16 protein-coding genes are annotated in these 18,444 nt (G+C 43.2%); 13 read left to right on the forward strand and 3 right to left on the reverse strand.

All coding sequences use genetic code 11. The annotated features are described in order from the left end of the window. The first annotated feature begins 9 nt into the window (after window positions 1-9). The 3 genes from ACMXYS_RS04600 (at window position 10) to ACMXYS_RS04610 (ending at window position 2,516) form a co-directional block, all read left to right on the forward strand. Window positions 10-873, forward strand: a complete 864-nt coding sequence (locus ACMXYS_RS04600; RefSeq protein WP_415897732.1) for an aminotransferase class IV — start codon at window positions 10-12, stop codon at window positions 871-873. Between the two features lie 30 nt (window positions 874-903). Next, on the forward strand, window positions 904-1,182 hold the full coding sequence (locus tag ACMXYS_RS04605) for an HlyU family transcriptional regulator (RefSeq protein ID WP_415897733.1): 279 nt from the start codon (window positions 904-906) through the stop codon (window positions 1,180-1,182). Window positions 1,183-1,322: 140 nt separating this feature from the next. Further along, a complete protein-coding gene (locus ACMXYS_RS04610; protein WP_415897734.1) occupies window positions 1,323-2,516 on the forward strand; it encodes a glycosyltransferase in 1,194 nt (397 codons plus the stop codon). A gap of 15 nt (window positions 2,517-2,531) precedes the next feature. On the opposite strand, the gene ACMXYS_RS04615 is transcribed toward ACMXYS_RS04610, so the two are convergent. Beyond that, window positions 2,532-3,182 (reverse strand): putative 2OG-Fe(II) oxygenase, encoded by a 651-nt coding sequence (locus tag ACMXYS_RS04615; protein WP_415897735.1) that lies wholly within the window; start codon window positions 3,180-3,182, stop codon window positions 2,532-2,534. Window positions 3,183-3,474: 292 nt separating this feature from the next. On the opposite strand from ACMXYS_RS04615, the gene ACMXYS_RS04620 reads away from it, so the two are divergent. The 3 genes from ACMXYS_RS04620 (at window position 3,475) to ACMXYS_RS04630 (ending at window position 6,474) form a co-directional block, all read left to right on the forward strand. Continuing rightward, a complete protein-coding gene (locus tag ACMXYS_RS04620; RefSeq protein WP_415897736.1) occupies window positions 3,475-4,551 on the forward strand; it encodes a TRAP transporter substrate-binding protein in 1,077 nt (358 codons plus the stop codon). Window positions 4,552-4,634: 83 nt separating this feature from the next. Continuing rightward, entirely contained in the window at window positions 4,635-5,171 is a 537-nt protein-coding gene (locus tag ACMXYS_RS04625; RefSeq protein WP_415883834.1) for a TRAP transporter small permease subunit, read from the forward strand. A gap of 13 nt (window positions 5,172-5,184) precedes the next feature. Then, window positions 5,185-6,474, forward strand: coding sequence for a TRAP transporter large permease (locus ACMXYS_RS04630; protein WP_415897737.1), 1,290 nt, complete (start codon window positions 5,185-5,187; stop codon window positions 6,472-6,474). A gap of 113 nt (window positions 6,475-6,587) precedes the next feature. On the opposite strand, the gene ACMXYS_RS04635 is transcribed toward ACMXYS_RS04630, so the two are convergent. Beyond that, a complete protein-coding gene (locus ACMXYS_RS04635) occupies window positions 6,588-7,451 on the reverse strand; it encodes a DUF4922 domain-containing protein (protein WP_415897738.1) in 864 nt (287 codons plus the stop codon). A 73-nt stretch (window positions 7,452-7,524) separates the two neighbouring features. Between ACMXYS_RS04635 and ACMXYS_RS04640 the strand changes: the two genes are divergently transcribed. The 7 genes from ACMXYS_RS04640 (at window position 7,525) to ACMXYS_RS04670 (ending at window position 18,021) form a co-directional block, all read left to right on the forward strand. Next, the gene (locus ACMXYS_RS04640; RefSeq protein WP_415897739.1) at window positions 7,525-8,880 is read left to right on the forward strand and encodes a cache domain-containing protein; all 1,356 of its coding nucleotides are present in this window, start codon (window positions 7,525-7,527) and stop codon (window positions 8,878-8,880) included. Window positions 8,881-8,899: 19 nt separating this feature from the next. Beyond that, window positions 8,900-9,544 (forward strand): response regulator, encoded by a 645-nt coding sequence (locus ACMXYS_RS04645; protein WP_415894918.1) that lies wholly within the window; start codon window positions 8,900-8,902, stop codon window positions 9,542-9,544. Between the two features lie 175 nt (window positions 9,545-9,719). Next, complete coding sequence (locus ACMXYS_RS04650) at window positions 9,720-11,834, forward strand: type VI secretion system Vgr family protein (RefSeq protein WP_415897740.1); 2,115 nt, start codon at window positions 9,720-9,722, stop codon at window positions 11,832-11,834. Further along, window positions 11,831-12,379 (forward strand): DUF4123 domain-containing protein, encoded by a 549-nt coding sequence (locus tag ACMXYS_RS04655; protein WP_415897741.1) that lies wholly within the window; start codon window positions 11,831-11,833, stop codon window positions 12,377-12,379. The genes ACMXYS_RS04650 and ACMXYS_RS04655 overlap by 4 nt, the downstream gene beginning before the upstream one ends. A gap of 2 nt (window positions 12,380-12,381) precedes the next feature. Beyond that, the gene (locus tag ACMXYS_RS04660; RefSeq protein WP_415897742.1) at window positions 12,382-16,125 is read left to right on the forward strand and encodes a LysM peptidoglycan-binding domain-containing protein; all 3,744 of its coding nucleotides are present in this window, start codon (window positions 12,382-12,384) and stop codon (window positions 16,123-16,125) included. Next, window positions 16,122-17,099: a hypothetical protein gene (locus tag ACMXYS_RS04665; RefSeq protein WP_415897743.1), complete on the forward strand. Its 978-nt coding sequence runs from the start codon at window positions 16,122-16,124 to the stop codon at window positions 17,097-17,099. Before ACMXYS_RS04660 ends, ACMXYS_RS04665 begins: the two co-directional genes overlap by 4 nt. A 97-nt stretch (window positions 17,100-17,196) precedes the next feature. Further along, window positions 17,197-18,021 (forward strand): hypothetical protein, encoded by an 825-nt coding sequence (locus tag ACMXYS_RS04670; RefSeq protein ID WP_415897744.1) that lies wholly within the window; start codon window positions 17,197-17,199, stop codon window positions 18,019-18,021. Between the two features lie 73 nt (window positions 18,022-18,094). Here ACMXYS_RS04670 and ACMXYS_RS04675 read toward each other — a convergent pair whose 3' ends face one another. Continuing rightward, window positions 18,095-18,430: a hypothetical protein gene (locus ACMXYS_RS04675; RefSeq protein ID WP_415897745.1), complete on the reverse strand. Its 336-nt coding sequence runs from the start codon at window positions 18,428-18,430 to the stop codon at window positions 18,095-18,097. Window positions 18,431-18,444 lie beyond the last annotated feature (14 nt).

Consider the following 18,444-nt stretch of genomic DNA (forward strand, 5'->3'; position numbering starts at 1 on the left):
GATATCTCTATGAGCATTGCATACCTTAATGGTGATTTCCTACCGTTGTCAGAAGCACGTATCTCGCCCTTAGACCGCGGTTTCCTCTTCGGTGATGGTATCTACGAAGTGATACCTTACTATCAGGGACAATCGGTTGGTTTAGATTTACATATCCAACGTATGTTAAATGGCTTGGCAGAGATCGAAATTGATTGCTCGCTCACCGCTGAACAATGGCGTAATTTACTGAATGATCTGATCGATAAAAACAATGATCAAGCCGATAACTTAGGGGTATACGTGCATGTTTCCCGAGGTACGGACGATAAGCGCTACCATGCATATCCTGCAGGTGTAGAGCCGACCATATTTGCATACACTTTCGCGATCAAAGACCCAGAACCGGTCGATCGAGAAAAAGTAACTCAATACAGTTTGGTTAGTACAGAAGATTTAAGGTGGCAACGCTGCCATATTAAATCGACGGCCCTGTTGGGAAACGTAATCCACTTTCAACAAGGCTACTCTGCTGGTAGCGATGAAACGCTACTGTATAACGCAGATCATCAGCTTACTGAAGGTAGTGCGTGTAACGTTTTCATCGTCAAAGATGGTGTTGTACTGACGCCTAAGTTAGATAATCAGATCCTGCCGGGGATTACTCGCCGGATTATTGTTGATAGCTTAAAAGCAGATGGAACAATTCCCGTTGAGGAGCGAACTATTACGATGGATGAGGTGCGTTCTGCGGATGAATTATGGATCACCAGCTCTTCTAAAGAGATCGCTCCGGTTACACAACTTGATGGACAGCCTGTAGGCAATGGTAAAGTAGGTGGAATCTGGGAAAAGGCATTTGCTATTTATACCGCAGCAAAATTTTCATATTGATACGTAATCAATCTTTCAAAGGTTATTTAAATGTCTCTGATTAAAAAAATCAGCGAGTTGTTCACAGCAAATAAAACAGAACCAGAAACAACGAGCAGTTGTACCGAGGTGGAATACAACGGCTATATCATAAAGCCTATGCCGATATCAGAAGATGCGGGGTATCGAGTCAATGGTGTGATCGAAAAGGCCGAGCAGTCTCATCGCTTTATCCGTGCAGATGTTTTGATGGATGAAACTCAATGCGCGGATGAAATGGTGCGTAAAGCAAAGTGTATGATCGATCAGCAGGGCGATAGCATCTTTTAATACTACTCAGTTTGTGCAGTTCGAGGGGTAATTAGTCTCTAGGCGAGTTTAATTGATTGCCCCTGATCTCAGCTCCACAAAGTCATTAACAGTCGGTATCATAATTTGTAATTTACACTGATTGTTTTAGGTAAGGATGCATGGCAAATATTGTAGTCGCATGGGAGTTGGGCGCGGGCTTAGGACATTTATCGCGTTTAGCTGTTTTGATTAATCGCTTAGATGCTCTTGGTCACAACTTGACTCTTGTATTGAATGACCCTTCTAATTTAGATGCGTTTGATTTGCCTGAATCCCTTTTGATTTTGCCTGCTCCTAGTTTTAAAACTCTGCCATCGAAAAAGCAACCAACTGTGTCATTACCCTGCATATTGCAAAATCGAGGTTTCCAAGGCCCAAAGGTTCTTAGGGGAATAGTAAGAAGTTGGCATGGCATATTCAAAGTAACTCAACCTGATTTACTCATTTTCGATTATGCTCCGAGCGCTATGTTAGCTGCCCGAAACTTGGCTTGTCCTAAGGTAATTATTGGTAGTGGATTTTCAGAGCTCGTACCTGGATCTCCATGTTCTGTGATGCGAACAGACCTAAAGGATGCAGCCAAATTAACCAAATTGATGGAGAGTAGAATAGTTGGCTTAATCAACTGTATCTGTGATCAATTTGGATACCATCGGGTACAGTTTTTATCTGACCTTTATCAGTACGACCTAGCAATAATTTCAACCTTGCCTGATTTGGATCCCTATAAAAGAAATCCTGATAAGAGCCTCTATATTAATTTCGAAATTACAGAGCAAGGTGTTAATGCAATAAACTGGAAGAGCGGTAATAAAAAACGTGTCTTTGTTTACTTGACCATGGGGCACTATGGGGTAATTGAAGCACTAGACGCTTTATTGGCAGAAAATTGTGAAGTGATCTGTTACGGCATGGGGTTTCCGCCAAAAATGATTGAAACTTACAGCCGAAAAGGCATTCAGTTTAGTTTAGATCCAATCAATGCACCTGAACTATTGCCTACCGCTGACTTAGTTGTTTGTCATGCAGGAAAAGGTCTAATTACAGAAAGCTTATTTTTTGGGACCCCTTTGTTGTTACTTCCTACACATATGGAGCAAAGAATGAATGCGGAGCTAGTAAAAAGCTTAGGCTCTGGTTTAACAATAGCTGGAAATATAAATCAGCAGAACGTTAAAAAAGTGCTCTCTCGCTTATTGACCGATACCTCTTTTACGGACAGTGCAGGGAAAATAGCTAAAAAATATGAAGGCAGGGATGCACTTTCTTCGGTAGGTACCCTATTAAAGAGGATTACGTCCTTATTAAAATAAGAGAGGCTTAGAAATTTATTTAACCTCTAATGTCGCATTAAATGCCATGGAGCGCCGCTCCCCTTCGCCAATAAAGGGTTCAGCGCCATGGAGTAACCAACCTGGGAAAAGGTAAAAATCCCCCACCTCAGGCTTTACACTTAAAAGTGATTTAGAAAAACGCTGCTTATTACCTTCGATAAAATTTAGATAACCCGCTTTGCGACCCGAGATATAGTTTCTTTCTTCTTGGCTAGGGTCGATCTCTTCAGGGACTTTTAGGTACAGCACCCCTGAAATATCACCAGAATGGAAATGCACTGGGCTAGGTGTGTTTTGGTACTGGCTGACGATCCAGAACACCTCATAGGTAGCTTTATCTAATTGGCTACCTTCTGCTTCCTTAACATAATTGCCAATTAATGAGCCGACTGTTTCGGCAAGGGAAGGCACCCCACCAAAAACAATATTCTCAGGAAGCATAAATTCAGAGCTTTCCGTTTCGGAAATATGCAGATCAGCGAAACGATTAATTTTGTCTACGAGATCTAAAGGAAGTTTCGCCTTTGTGATTAGTGGCCCAAAAGGTGATAAAAGCTCGATTTTATCATTAGTTGAACTGATGGATGAATTGGCTGGATCGGCTTCATACTTTCTTAAACGGCGTGTTCTCTGTTGTTCTGTCATAAGATATTAGCCTTTTGGGAATGTTGCTACATAATATCTGTGCTAGCAGATAAATCTAGCTGTTCTACGTAGTACTACGTACGTCATCTAAGTAATCTATCTAGTACTTATGCGCATTTATCCCAATATCGGGGTATGGCATGCTGTGTAAGACTATAAGAGCTAGCATGGTTATAGTTTTAGCAGTGTTAGCTGTGGTCGTAGTTGGGGTGGACAGGAGATTGTTTCAGGTGCGACCACACTTATATGACGGTTTAAAAACGCGGATTATAGAGAGAGGATGATAATAAAAATGTTCAAAATGACTTTTCCTAAGCAGTTAATTACTGCAGCTGCATGTACTGCAGTACTGGCAACGCCAGCAATGGCTGCTGACAAGGTTTACAAACTGAAGCTGGCAGAAACTTGGCCAACTAACTTCCCTGTTTTTGGTGATGCGACTAAAAACATGGCTAAGCTAGCTGAAGAGATGTCTAACGGCCGTCTTAAAATTCAAATCGACTCTAAGAACAAGCACAAAGCACCACTAGGTGTTTTCGATATGGTTCGCTCTGGTCAGTACGATATGGGTCACTCCGCGTCTTACTACTGGAAGGGTAAAGTACCAAATACGCTTTACTTCACGACTATGCCATTTGGTATGACTGCACCTGAACAGTACGGTTGGTTCTACTACGGTGGTGGTCAGGAACTAATGGATGAGGTTTACGGCAAGTTCAACCTAATGTCCTTCCCTGGTGGTAACACAGGTAACCAGATGGGCGGTTGGTTCCAGAAAGAGATCAACTCTCTGGACGACCTAAAAGGTCTGAAAATGCGTATCCCTGGCTTCGCGGGTGAAGTACTAGCTAAGCTAGGAGCGAAACCAACTAACATTCCAGCAGGTGAGCTTTACACTGCACTTGAGCGTCGTACTATCGATGCATTGGAGTGGGTAGGTCCTTCACTTGACCTACGTATGGGTTTCCACAAGATCGCTCCTTACTACTACACTGGCTGGCATGAGCCTGCGACTGAACTTCAGTTCTTGATCAACAAGAAGAAGTTTGAGCGTCTACCAGCTGATCTGCAGCAGATCCTTAAAACAGCAATGCGTACAGCGGCGTACGATATGTACATCCAGTCTTACCACGCGTCTGCTGAAAACTGGGCAAGCATGAAAACTGAATTCCCGAACATTCAGGTTAAATCTTTCCCAGCTGAAGTAATCAGCGCAATGCGTAAAGCTAACGATGAGCTACTTGCTGAGAAAGCAGCAGCTGATCCACTAGCTAAGAAAATTCTTGAGTCTCAGTCTGCGTACATGGAAAAAGCACGTGCATGGACAGATATCTCTGACAAAGCTTACCTAAACAGCTTGTCTAAGTAATCGAGTCGTAAGAACCCCCTCGTTGGTGCTCTGGACATTGTCCCGATCCGGGGCACCAACTTCTTAATCTTCTAGGAGAAATCATGTTTCTAGTGAGACTGGAGCAGGTGATCAACAGCTTTTCAGATTTGATGGGCAAGATCTCTGCAGTTCTATTTGTAATCATGCTGTTCAATGTCTTTATCGACGTTGTAATGCGCTATGTCTTTAATGATGTCTCCATCGGGATGCAAGAATTAGAGTGGCACCTATATGCAGCAGTTTTTCTATTAGGTGTGTCTTACACGCTACGGGTCGGTGGCCACGTACGTGTTGACCTGATCTACGAACGTTTATCAGGCAAAACCAAAGCAATGATCGATATGTTGGGTTGTGTATTTCTGCTCTTCCCGTTCTGTGCCCTAGTTGGTTGGTATGGTATCGATTTTGCGCGTGAATCATTTGAATTAGGTGAGACCTCGGGCGATCCGGGTGGTCTTCCTTATCGTTGGATTATCAAATCCGTTATCCCTTTTGCTTTCTTTGCCATGTTAATTAGCGGTATCGGTTTGTTCCTTAAATCTTTAAACATCTTCTTGGGCAATACCAAAGAAGATCATTACCAACCACCACAGCACTAAGGGGCGTTTAGTAATGATTGGTATTATTATGTTTGTTGTGGCGCTGTTGATGCTGCTTGTCGGCTTCCCAGTTGCCTTTACCTTTGGTGGTGTAGCGTTGTTCTTCGGTGTATTTGCTGAAGGCGCTGAAATGTTTGCTTTCATGCCGTTCCGTATTCAGAGCATTATGGAAAACACGGTATTGATGGCGGTTCCTCTATTTATTTTCATGGGTATCGTTTTACAGAAAACTCAGTTGGCTGAGCAGTTGCTTGAGTCCATGGGTAAACTGTTTGGCGGTGTTCGCGGCGGTTTGGCAATCTCTACTGTATTGGTAGGTGCGTTGCTGGCGGCTTCTACCGGTGTAGTAGGTGCATCTGTGGTAGCAATGGGTTTGATCTCGCTACCGGTAATGTTGAAGTACAAATACGACAAGTCACTTGCCTGCGGTACGATCTGTGCGTCGGGTACGCTAGGTCAGATTATTCCACCATCGATCATCCTAATTATCTTGGGTGATGTTCTAGGTATCCCTGTAGGTGACCTATTTAAAGCAGCGGTAGGCCCAGGTCTAATGTTGATCGGTATCTACGTTGTTTATATCCTAATCTACAGCTTTGTTAAGCCTGAAGCGGCGCCAGCACTGCCTCTAGACGACGATGTTGATTCTAAGCGCGAGCAGTACATAAAAGCGCTTAAAGCGATCATTCCACCACTAGCACTGATCTTGATTGTGTTGGGTTCTATCTTCGCAGGTATTGCGACACCAACAGAATCTTCTGCACTAGGTGGCGTAGGTGCAATCGTATTGGCGGCTATGTACCGTCAGTTCAGCTGGAAAATGGTTCTAGAATCTGCAACTGAAACGGTAAAAGTTACCGCGATGGTATTTGCGATCCTGTTGGGTGCGACAGCCTTCTCTATGGCGTTCACTTACACCGGTGGTGACTACATTGTTGAGGAAGTTCTATCTGATTTACCAGGCGGTGCTCAGGGCTTCTTGATCCTATCTATGCTTGCGATTTTGATCCTAGGTTTCTTTATCGACTTCGTAGAGATCAGTTTCATCATCGTACCGATCTTGGCACCGGTTGCTGATGCACTAGGTATAGCGCCGGTATGGTTTGCGATCCTAATCGCGATGAACCTACAAACAAGTTTCTTAACTCCGCCATTTGGCTTCAGTCTGTTCTACCTCAAAGGTGTTGCACCGCCGAGCGTACAGACAATGGATATCTATAAAGGTGTAATGCCTTTCATCCTAATGCAGGTAGCGGTTGTTATCTCAATCCTAGTATTCCCAGGATTCTATGGTTTGGCGTAAGACGGTTGAGTGGCCGTTATCACTCTTCTCTCTGGGCGGGCCACCGCCCAATTAATGGTTCATTCCCATTTGCCCCGTTTATCGGGGCGCTTTTTTGTCTGGGGTTAGCTGTTTTATACAAGTAAACCGCTAACTTCTGACAGCGCTTTGCAAAGCCCTTGTTGCGTAATTAGCTCGGCTTGGGCTTTATCCTCTACCAAGATAGATCCCGCAAAGGCTAGAGCATTTAGTGAAATACCTTCAAAGGATTCCTGCTTACGTGGCACGACCATCATCCACTCATGAGTGAGTAGAAGATTGTGTGGTGGCACGGTTTTATCACCTGAACTTTCTAGAGAGAGTGTCGTGCGCAATCGATCATACAAATGCTGTAATTGAGTTGCTGAATCTTCAGGCGTGTCCCCGTCGAAGAGATCATTTGGCAAAGCTAAGGCGGCATGTTCGAAGGGAAGGGAATCTAACTTCCTTGGTACTTCATCATGTAGTTCCTCAAACTGTGGACTAAAGGGGATCAGATCAGCTGAATTTTCATCTAACTGGATTAACTGTAGATGTTTGTGAGGTTGGCTAGCACCGGCTTCGGCTGAACTATTATAAAAAGCGAGCGCCGGGCCTTGGGTTAAGCATTGATATAAGGCGCTAAAATCATCGAGCGAAAGCAGAATGTTTTGCTGTACAAAGTGATTGGTTACTAACAGCAGGTGCTGCTCTAAGACGTTAAACTTGTTCAGTAGTAACTTATGATTATCACCCACAGGACCAACATAAAGACTCGGTTCGTGGGGAAGAAAAGGGTCATTATTTGATGTCGCTGAGTTGGCTTTGGCCTTCTCTTTTAAGCTGGATAATTGCCTTAGTTGGAAGTGTAGCTCGCCTTCTTGAACCTTATGTGATGAGGTTGTCAGGCTCTTTAACTCGCCGCGGCGAGATGCCGATGTGTAAAGTACTTCAGCCTTTGACCATAGTGAGAAATCCATGGAGTGTTATACCCCGCATCCTTTATACTGGAACCTTAACTATCAGCCGAAATGATCAGGAAAGCTAGTACCAATGAAACGGGTTACAGCCTCTTTAAAAACCAAAATCCTACTGCTTTCCATTTTGCCACTCGTGATGGTGACTGTGGCTGTTACCATGATCAGCTTGACCCAAGCCAAGCATCTCTCTGAGCAAGAGATTCACACCTTCGAAGAAAACTTACTGCGCTCTAAACGCCAAGAACTACAAAACTACGTAGAGCTGGCGATGAACTCAATTGAGCATATAGTCAAAGATGCTCAGCCGGGGGATACAGTTGCTGAAGAAAAAGTTAAAAACATTCTCGATGGCCTGACCTACGGCGAAGATGGCTACTTCTTTGTCTATGACCGTCAGGGCGTTAACTTGGTCCATCCGATTCAACATGAATTGATCGGTCAAAACCTGATGGATCTTAAAGATGAAAACGGCAAGATGGTGATCCGTGATCTCATCGAAGTGGCGAAAAAAGGCGGTGGTTTTTACCGCTATGTGTGGAAAAAGCCTTCCAAGGGTGATCTGGAAGATAAGCTCAGTTATGTGGTCGAGATCCCCAAGTTTAACTGGATGATGGGCACCGGTTTATATATCGACGATATTGCCAAAGAGGTTGCCTCAATCCGGCTTAAAGTAACCCGTAATATTCGTAATACCTTCTTTACCGTCGTAGTGATTTTGGCAGGAACGATCATCGTAATTGCTTTGGTGGGTATCGCAATCAACATGCATGCTTCCCAGCTTGCCGATAAACGTTTACGTGAACTTGCCCACAGTTACGTGCAGTTCCAAGTGAGCCAACGTCGTAACTTTGCCCGAGAACTCCACGATGGCATTAACCAGCTAATGGTATCGGTTAAGTTCAGGTTGGAGCTTGCGAGAGATAAGTTACTCAAACAGGATGAATCGGCCGCTAACGACCTCAACAAAGGCTGCGATGTCCTGAATATGGCGATCCAAGAAGTGCGACGTATCTCCCACGATCTGCGCCCAATACAGCTTGATGATCTAGGCTTAGAGTCAGCACTGCACAGTATGACCGCAGAGTTCTCTGAGCGTACCGGCATACAGACCAATATCCGTTTAGAGCTGCCAGAACAACGACTGCCAGATGATATTGAAATCACTATGTATCGTATCGCCCAAGAAGCGCTGACCAATATTGAAAAACACGCAGAGGCTACTCAAGTAGGGCTGCGCATTTGGTCGCGAGAAGGGTATATTTGGGTCGAAGTAACGGACGATGGCAAAGGGTTCTCTCCAGGGAAGACAGCTTCAGGCATTGGCTTACTAAATATGCGAGAACGTACCGAACTGTTAAGTGGACGTTTTGGTGTGAAAAGTAAAATAGGGGCAGGTACGCGGATTCGTGCAGGGTTTACAATTCTTTAACTTGAATACAGTGGATAATATGAAAATACGTGTCGTGTTAGTAGATGATCATCCATTAGTGTTAGATGGCATTAGTGCACGTTTAGAAGGTGAAGAATCACTGGAAGTCGTGGGTATGGCTAATGATGGCAAACAGGCACTCAAGCTCGCTGCCGAAGTGAAGCCAGACGTTGTGCTTATGGATGTCTCCATGCCTGTGATGAATGGCTTTGAAGCTACCGAACGATTCCGTGAAGAACAACCTGACATCAAAGTGCTGATCTTAAGCATGCATGATGATCGTGAATACATCGTTAAGCTGATCAAATGCGGTGCTGCCGGTTATGTCTTGAAAGATGTCTCTTCAGAAGAGCTTATCTCAGCGATCGAAACCATCTACCGCGGCGGCACTTACTTTAGCTCTGGCGCATCACAAGCATTGTTCAGTCAGTTTGAACAAGCGGTACCTGTCGCAGTTGAAGAGGAACAAGAGCCATTAACGGGCCGCGAGAAAGATGTACTTAAGCTGGTGGCTGAAGGCAACAGTAACAAAGAGATCGCACGCGAGTTAGATATCTCTGTTCGCACCGTAGAAACCCACCGCCAAAATATCAAAAACAAACTGGATATCCATACCGCAGCGGGCCTAACTCGATATGCAATCGAGAGTAATCTGGTAGATTAATACAGCTGAAAATAACTTAATCAATGTTGTTGTATAGCACGATCTCTGGACTGATTTCGTGCTTTAAATTGCTATAACCCGATCCCATCAATACATGGCATAAACCATGCTTAATGAAAATGCTATGTAATATGTCTACGTGATCGGATGCAGTTTCACGTCAAAGGAATGAGTGATGTTTTTAAAAGCAAATGAAGAACGCTTCCTCTTTAATGTGCAAGGCGGTAGCGAATTCTCACTGGTACGCCTCTCCGGAGTGGAGCAGGTATCCCAAGTATTCAGTATTGAAATTGAGCTGGTTTCTAAGCAAACAGATATAGAAATCGATCAAATTGTAGGGAAGGCTGCTTGCGTTACTTTGCTGGATCAAACCGGAGATGAAAACGAACAAACGCGTTATATCAACGGCATTGTCGCCAGTGCGGTAATTGGCGAAGAAGGCGTTCGACAAAGCAGTTACCGTGTTACTTTAGTGCCGAAAATTTGGTTGTTAAAACATCGTTTAGATAATCGAATTTTTCAGTTTTTAACAACACGCGACATCATCACTCACTTGCTTAGTGAGCATAACTTCTCCTCGGACGAATTCCGTTTTGACCTCACAAGGCCTGCTAGTGCCCGTGAATACTGTGTTCAATACGCAGAGTCAGATCTCAACTTTATAGAGCGGTTGCTTGAGGAAGAGGGGATTCATTACTACTTCGAGCACTCAGCTGATAAACACACAATCGTATTCAGCGATTCTTCTGCCTCTTCACCCTATATCAGTGGTGAGGCTGAAATACCATATTTTCATCATGCCCAAGGGGCTATCTCAGAGCAGCACATATTCCGCTTTCAATATGCAGAATCGATCCGTCCAGGCAAAGTATCCTTACGTGATTTTAACTTTACCAAACCGAATTTAGACCTTACTGAAACAGCCTCACACCAGCAGGATACCGCCCTAGAAATCTACGATTATCCTGCAAACTTTATGGAATCTGGCAGAGGCTCACATCTAACTGATGCCCGATTAGATTCAGCCAATCGAAAGCGTAAGACGGTTGAAGCCGAAAGTGACGTTAATCGCTGTTCGCCGGGCTTTAGTTTTACCGTTCTAGATCATGAGCGTAGCGAATTAAATTCTGAGTATTTTATTTCTCGTATTGAGCATGTTTGTTCTCAGCCGCAGGTGTTGGAAACAGGTGCTACGACCGAAGGTTCTAAATACAGCAATAAACTTAATCTTGTCTCTATGGATACGCCTTACCGCCCTAAAGTTGACCTTAATAAACGGCCGGTGATTCAAGGAGCGCAAACGGCAACGGTGACAGGGCCTGAAGGCGAAGAGATCTATACCGACGAGCATGGTCGGGTAAAAGTACAGTTCCATTGGGACCGAATGGGTGAATATGATGAAAACACCTCCTGTTGGCTTCGTGTTAGTCAAAACAGTGCAGGCGGGGCTTTCGGCAGCATGTTTCTTCCTCGCATTGGCGATGAAGTAATTGTTGATTTCCTAGAGGGAAATCCAGACAGGCCCATCATCACAGGCAGGGTTTATCACGGCCATAATATGCCACCTTATGCTCTGCCTGAGCACAAAACCCGCTCAACAATTAAGACCCTCTCCAGCAAAGGTGGCGGTGGCTACAACGAAATCCGTTTTGAAGATAAAAAAGGTGAAGAAGAGGTCTTTATCAGAGCAGAGAAAGACCTAGATCAACGTACTCTAGATACCCATAAACAATGGGTTGGCCACGAGCATCAACAGCTGGTGGAACATAACGAATATAGAGAGTTTTACAACGAGGAACACGCGCTAACCAAAGGCGATTACCATCGTGAAGTTAAAACCAACTACAACCATACCATTACGCCTGACTATCATGCCCAAATTGGAAAAAGCGGCTTTCAGCATGCAGTGAATGAGAGCAACTGGAAAGCTGGGCAAAAGATCATTTTCGAAGCCGGTACCGAAATACTTATAAAAGCAGGTGGCAGCACAATCACGATTAATCCTGCTGGGGTAAAAGTGAATGGCGCCGCGATAAACCTAAACGGTGGAGGCGGCGGTGGTAGTGCCGCTGCAGCAGCACCAGTAGCACCAGAACCACCGTTAGAAGCCGATTTAGATCAAGCGGGATATGTGACTGAGGGTAAAGCGGCTGCTGAACCTTGGATACCAGCACCGACGCTTAAACGGATGGCCTTAGTTGATCAGCCAGCAATCGGATTATGTATGAAAGACGGCGGGTCTATTGCGACTTGCCCGCGTTCGGATTGTCCATGTAAGGGGTTAGCATGATCCCTATCTACGATGATGCTTTGTACTGCCTGATACTGGATCATAACCGTTTTCACGATAATCCATTGGCACTTATCTTCCAAAATGAAGAGCTTCCAGATGTAGCCAGATTATTTGACGGCACGATTCTAGAAAGCGTCGCAGAAGAAGGGCCTTGGTGCGTATTTTTTAAATCTGATTCCGAGCTGTTCTATAACGAAGTCATTCAGCAACAGTGGGAACAGAATGTGTACTGGCAAGCGGGTTCCTCATTGGTAATAGGCTCACCAAACCAGCCGAAAGAAGAACTGTTGAGTTGGGTGCAAAGCAGGGCGCTTGCTCAATCTCCATTGGGTAACGCAATGGTATTTCGTTTTTATTCTCCGGCGCTTTTAGATTCGTTGGAACAGGAGCTTCCCCAAACAGAACTTGCGCGTTTTATCAGTGGCAGCTCAGAGGTTATCTGGGCGAAAGGAAGCTTTAGAAACCACGGCGAAATAACCCCTGAAGCAATTCAGACGGCCTATCAGCTACCGGAACAGTTTTACAAAGGATTAATGGAATAATCATGTCGGGAACATATGAGATCATTGAAGGTGATTGTCTAGAGTTGATTGCCAAGCGGCTCGGTATAACAGTCGGTAAATTACAAGCGATGAACAGTGAGCAGATTAAAAACGTGGATCTGATCTATGCCGGTAATTTAATAAATATTCCTGACGATAAAGACTCAGACACAACTCAAAATACTGCGAAGCCTTCACAAAATGAAGTTAAACCTTCAGCAGTAAGTAGCGAGCGTATTCAATTACCAGAGCTGCCAAAGCAATTAGGTAATGTCTGCGAACCTAAGGAATACGTAGATGTTGTCTTCTACCCATCGATGCCTAAAACCGGTCAGCAAGGATGGTTTGCGATTACCCAACAAGCCAAAGACAAGCTAAATGAAGAAATCGTGCATATGAGATCAATTATGCAGGCGATGCTGGGTGGTGACGTTAATGCTGCAATGATGGAGTTAAGTAAGTACGGTATCTTATCCAAGTTTCAAAGTAGTGATCATGAGCGCTTCTTGGAACAGCAGGAAGATAAAGATCGTTATAGAGCCCTATTAATCTTGCAATTGGCTCTGAAGCTCGAAGTTTTAACTGTCCCTAAAATATTGTTCAATAAAGCACAGAACGGTGAGGAGCTAGGTAAAGAGTTTTATGGTGAGTACAGTGAGGCTTTCGAAAAAGAAAAGCTTTGGCAGCATTGCATTAATGCCCTAAATGTAACTTTTAAAGGGGGAATGCAAGTAACACCTTTACGTCGATTTGTGGACGCTCCGACAAAAGAAGATACAAAGCTCAGGTATCAAGAGATCCGCAGAGAAGCCATTGATGATGTAATGGAGCAATTGGCGGACGAAATTGAAAAGCTTGAGAAAAAGGCGCGATTAGCTGCTAAGAAAAAAGCATCTGATGACGGAACCCCATTTGTTTATTCAGAAAAGATGGGGTACTTCACCAGTAAACAGCAATATTCCATTCATAACGCTTTGGCAAACGTCCATAAGGCCCGGGGTATGTATAGCCTTGAGTTAGAGGATATCTGTTCTGACAGCCCCAAATCTATTCAACGCAGATTGGAACTTTGGCAGCATGATAGTGCCGTTGCTTCGAGGCTCAGCCCATATGAGTTTAGAGCGCGTTTTGCGGGTCGCTTCACACCAATCTTTACTTTAAATACCAACCTGATGGTGCTCATTGAGCAATGCTTGACAGATGATGACCTGCTTGCCAACCATCCGAGTACCTTTAAATACTACGAAAAACTGGATGAGGCAGCAGAGAAAAAGATGATCAATGAAGTCTTTAGTCTCATCCCCAAATTAGAATCCATGGATACAGTTTCAGGCCAAGCGCTGCCTTGGAGTTACTACCCTTGTGTAGCATTGCTCCATAAATTAGAAGCTTCATTGAAAGCAAAAATGGTAGAACTAAAAGATTTGCTTGGGGTTGGCAAGCTGCCTAAAGAGGTACTGGGTGACTTAGTTCACTGTAAAAAAGCGTTACTTGCACAAGTTACGTATTATCAAGAGAAAGCAAAAACTAATGCTGCTGCTCAAGAGTATCAGCGCTTGTTTACTTCGAACGATAAGCTCTACACACCCGTGTTTAAAGAGAAAGAATGGAAGCCCGCTAAGAAAACAGGCAGTTTGTACACCGACGCAGGGAAAGCTGACTTATCCGTAGTGGAATGCTATTTGAGTAGTGAGGAAGGGCGTGTCGCCTATGTGCGAGGGCCTAGTTGGTTAATACCTGAAGACTCGCAAAGCAAAATCGAATGTGGAGATCACTTTCTAGATCTGAAGGGAGGTTTAAGAGCTGCAGATTCCAGCCGACCGATGGCTAAGAATAATTACATCGAGGGTGGAGAACCTATTCCAGAGCCTGAGGAACAAACCACTAGGGATACATTTCTTGATAATCGAGTAAAAGATTATATTGCTAAGCTAAGTAATGAACTTCCAATTAAAGCCAACTTTAAGAATCAATTGCTGAGCTTTGATAAAGCGATGGTAAAATGGGCTTACGAATGGAAGCCTGATGGACCCGAAATAGATGAAACGGCTTATCATGTTAGTTCCGAATGTCAGTTTCTTCGCTTTTCGTCTGCGGTGAGTATGGGAGATCAGATAGGAGCCTCTCAACTAACAGAAAGGCTTCAGGGTAAAAATATTAAGTTTGGATTAGTTGATGCAAATGCAGAATTAAATTTGGCTAAAGGGCAATCAACTCTCACTGTACAGTACCCCAGTGCTACCGGGCATCCTTTTAAAATCCATTATATCGCTTATTTACCCGCAAAGCCGCTCAAAATCGAGCAAGAAGTTTTTTATCGAGCAGACCGAAAAGAACAGAATGCCGTTTTTGATGGCGGTAATATCATGCTACAGGGGAAATTTACGCTCTATGGTATGGTGGGTGCTTCGGTCAATTTAGGAGCCAGTGTTGAGTTTGGTAATCTGGATCAAGGTGGCCTTGGGGTTAAAGGGTTTACCGAAAGTTACCAAGGATATAATGCACACCGTAAAGATATCGCACAGATTAAAAATGCCGATGGAGAGCTACTTGCACCGAGTAAGGCTGCCGATATTACAGCTTCAGCCGGAGTCTTTGCCGGTGTTGAAGCTGGCGGTGAATTTGTCGGCAGTTTAAATTGGCAAAGGCCAAACTCGAAAGGCTTTGTCTCCTTTGGTGAATTTACGGCTAAGGCCGCCGGAGCATTTGCCGCCTCAGCGAGTGGTGTAATAAAACTCACCGTCAGTGGCGGTAAAATCATCTTTATTATGGCGGCTAAGCTGGCTTTGGGCCCTGGGGTGGGCGGTAAAGTAGGTTTCGAAATATCGCCCTTAGCGATTAATGACTTTATTGATCACATCCTCACCATTATGGATCAAGAAGGTTTTCGTCGTATCAGCCTATTTGATGAAAGCATCGACCCAGAAAGCGGTGAAAATTCCTTCGAACTGTTCAATATGTTCCTAACAGCGGTTATGGTTACAGGCCTTAAAGCTGCGGATGTTTTACTATTACCATTCGAACAAATCCAAGCATTTAATGACGAAAAGACACGTGAAAAACTAGCCCCAGTTCTGGCAGACTTTATCAACAATGAAGCAGAAGTAGCGCTTCCATGGGTTAAGAAAATGCCTCCTGAGACATTGGGGCGCTTGCTTTATACGTTGACGGATAAGCAGACGTATTCGTTTGGAGAGCGAACCAGTGATCTAATGAATATGGGCGGAAATCCAAGATTGGTACTTGATCAAAATCGGGATGTTAGGCAACGAAATGCTTTTGAGAGAATACTGGTGTGGTTAGTCAATGGTCATATCAAAGGTGATGATATTGCCTATTCTTCGGAACTGTCTGGTAAGCAGAGACGTTATTTTGAAGAAACATTAACGCGAATGAGTGGTAAGGGGCAGAAGCCAGGTAGCTACAAGGCTGAATGGCAGGCGCTTTTAGGTAATTTGCGCCGAATGATCTATTTGTATGAGTCAGCAATTTGGGCGGATTCTGATACAGAACTGAATCAATCCGGCAGAACCAATAAAATTTATAGTTTTAGGGAGCTATTAAATATGCTTACACGTGACTATCAGTTTTATGTAGAAAAAGGCTACTTAGGTGATTCCTATACGGCCATCTATATCGGGGATTGTAAAAGTGACGTTATTGAGCAGAATGCTCGTAAAAATGCTGTAGATATTAACCCAAACTGCCACCGGGTTTCAGTTATGGATATAGAAGGAAAAGCATGATGTTTTTTTTACGTATTTTCGCTTGTAGCTTATTGGTAATCACTTCGTTAGCGAATGCTGGTTACGTAGAAAAAGGACATTACCTTTATCCAATTATGATTGATATTCGCTACAAAAAGTACGATGAAGCTATGGCTAAGCTTGAACCTTATGCGCTAAAAGGGGATGCACAGGCTTTATTCTGGTACGGCTACATGAAACAGCAAAATTTTGGTCGTGACCGTTATGGGGCTTATAAGTGGTTTGAACAGGCTGGAGAATTAGGTAATCCCTATGCGCTATTCAAATTATCAGGAGTTGATGGGACAGGCGATGTTTGCGAAGTCAATGGTTGGGAATGTAGTGAAGATAACTTGGATAAAGCGATTATTCGATGGAAAGAGTTAGCTAAAAAAGAAGATGCCAAAGCTGGGTTTTTCTATCAGATTCATGACCGTTCATTATTGGAGAAGTTTTACGATAAATTTTCAGGTAAAGGGGTTAAATACTTTTTAGATGCGGCTAAAAAAGGCTATGTTAGACCGCTAGCAAGTTCAATGGTTGGTCTGCAGACCACCGGAAAGACTTATCAAGAATATTGGGGTGAAGAAATGTATCAAGCTCTACTTGATAATGTTAATAAAGATCCTCAGATAGCAATGTATTTCGTTCATAACCCATATGAGGGAATGACCAATGCAAAGCGTAGGGATCTGTACATGGATAGTCTTAAAAAAGGTTATGGCGGAAGGCGTTATGATTGGGCAATTAGTGATGAATTGATATCAGCCGAAGAAGCTTATATTTTTAATAGGGCTTATCACCTTGGTACGGGTGAAGAGTTTGATGAAGAATTCTATGTTGTGAAATTCAATGTTGATAAAAAAACAATAACTGAGCTAAATAAAAAATCAGAAGAGTTTTTCAACAGTATTGAACATGTAATAAATTTTGATGAAATGGATTTTATGTTTATGTTTAAACCAGATGTTTAATATTGCTTAACTTCCAACCTAAGTATATGTAGTGAATAATTGGGATTAAAGAAAATTTAATAAATAACTATCTATCTGGCCAATAAAAGGGATTTTTATGCGTTTTGAATATGATTATGTTAATAGAGCTTCAGCGAGTAGCCCTATAAAAGCTGTCTTTAATGGTTTTATCCTGTGCCTATTAGGAATGGTGTTTAGTGTTGCTGCTGGTGAAGATAGCAATTTTTTCAACTTCCTAACAATTATTTGTGTTGCTAGTGGGGCGTGGTTAATTTTTACAGCTAAGAAGAGAAATGTTAAGTATTTAATTAAAGAATCTAGTGCTGGAATTGAAGATATTTCTGGTGGGCAGTCTTATGTGATGGCCTTTGTTGGTTTTTTCGTAATGCTTGGTTTTGGTGTAGTCCCCATTTTCATTGAGCTTAATATTAGAACTACAGATAAGATGCACTATATCTTCTGGGTGTTCTCTTTGGTTGGTTTTTTCTTTTGTAAGTATGGTTTTAAAAAAATAAATGAATACAAAGAGATAGGCAAATCGACCCTGTTTTTAGAGGATGGATGTGGGCGTATTGGTGATCGTATAGCGGGTCATTTCAAAATACAGGGGATTCCAACACCAAAACCACTAACTCTAAGTCTTTCTTGCAATGAAATATACCGTGTAGAAGCAAACGAAAAATTAGGATTTAAAGAATCAAACTTATTCAAAGAGAGTATCGATCCGCAGGTGAAAAGTGACTTTCAGGGCTGTTCGGAGGTTTTCTTTGATCTCCCGATTTCTAAAGACCTAGAGCCAAGTTTCGCCAAGAGTAGAAATGGGATAGCTCATTGGTACATTAAGTTAGAAGGCGAATTCACAGCCCTATCCGGTCGTACTGTTGACGTAAAACGGATATGGAAGGTCCCAGTCACTCTCTGATCTTAATCTAAAAATAGTAGGTATCTTCTGAGAATCAGACACGGAGCAATAGGCTTACTCCGTGTCTTTGTATTTAAGCGGTAGGGTTTGGTAGTTCTTTCGTTTCTTCCTCTGATGGTTTGCTCGATAGGAGCAAGATAAGGCTCAACACACCTATAATTGTTCCGATGTACCAGAACATTGCAGTAAATAGAGCAAATGCTATTTGCCAGCTTCTGTTATTTGTAAAGATGCTCCATAGACCTACGATGCCCATGGCTGTTACCAGAAACGGTAGAATCGACATGACGATCGCTAAATCGACTGGAAAGAATGGTGCAAAGAAGTTGCCCATTAATAACGCAGCTATGCCTAAAATCGTAAATAGGCCTGCCATTAAAAAGTTAAGTATTTTTGCTAGAGTATACATAAGTCATCCTTGTG

Source organism: Neptuniibacter sp. QD57_21, from assembly GCF_047778075.1.
Lineage (GTDB): Bacteria > Pseudomonadota > Gammaproteobacteria > Pseudomonadales > Balneatricaceae > Neptuniibacter.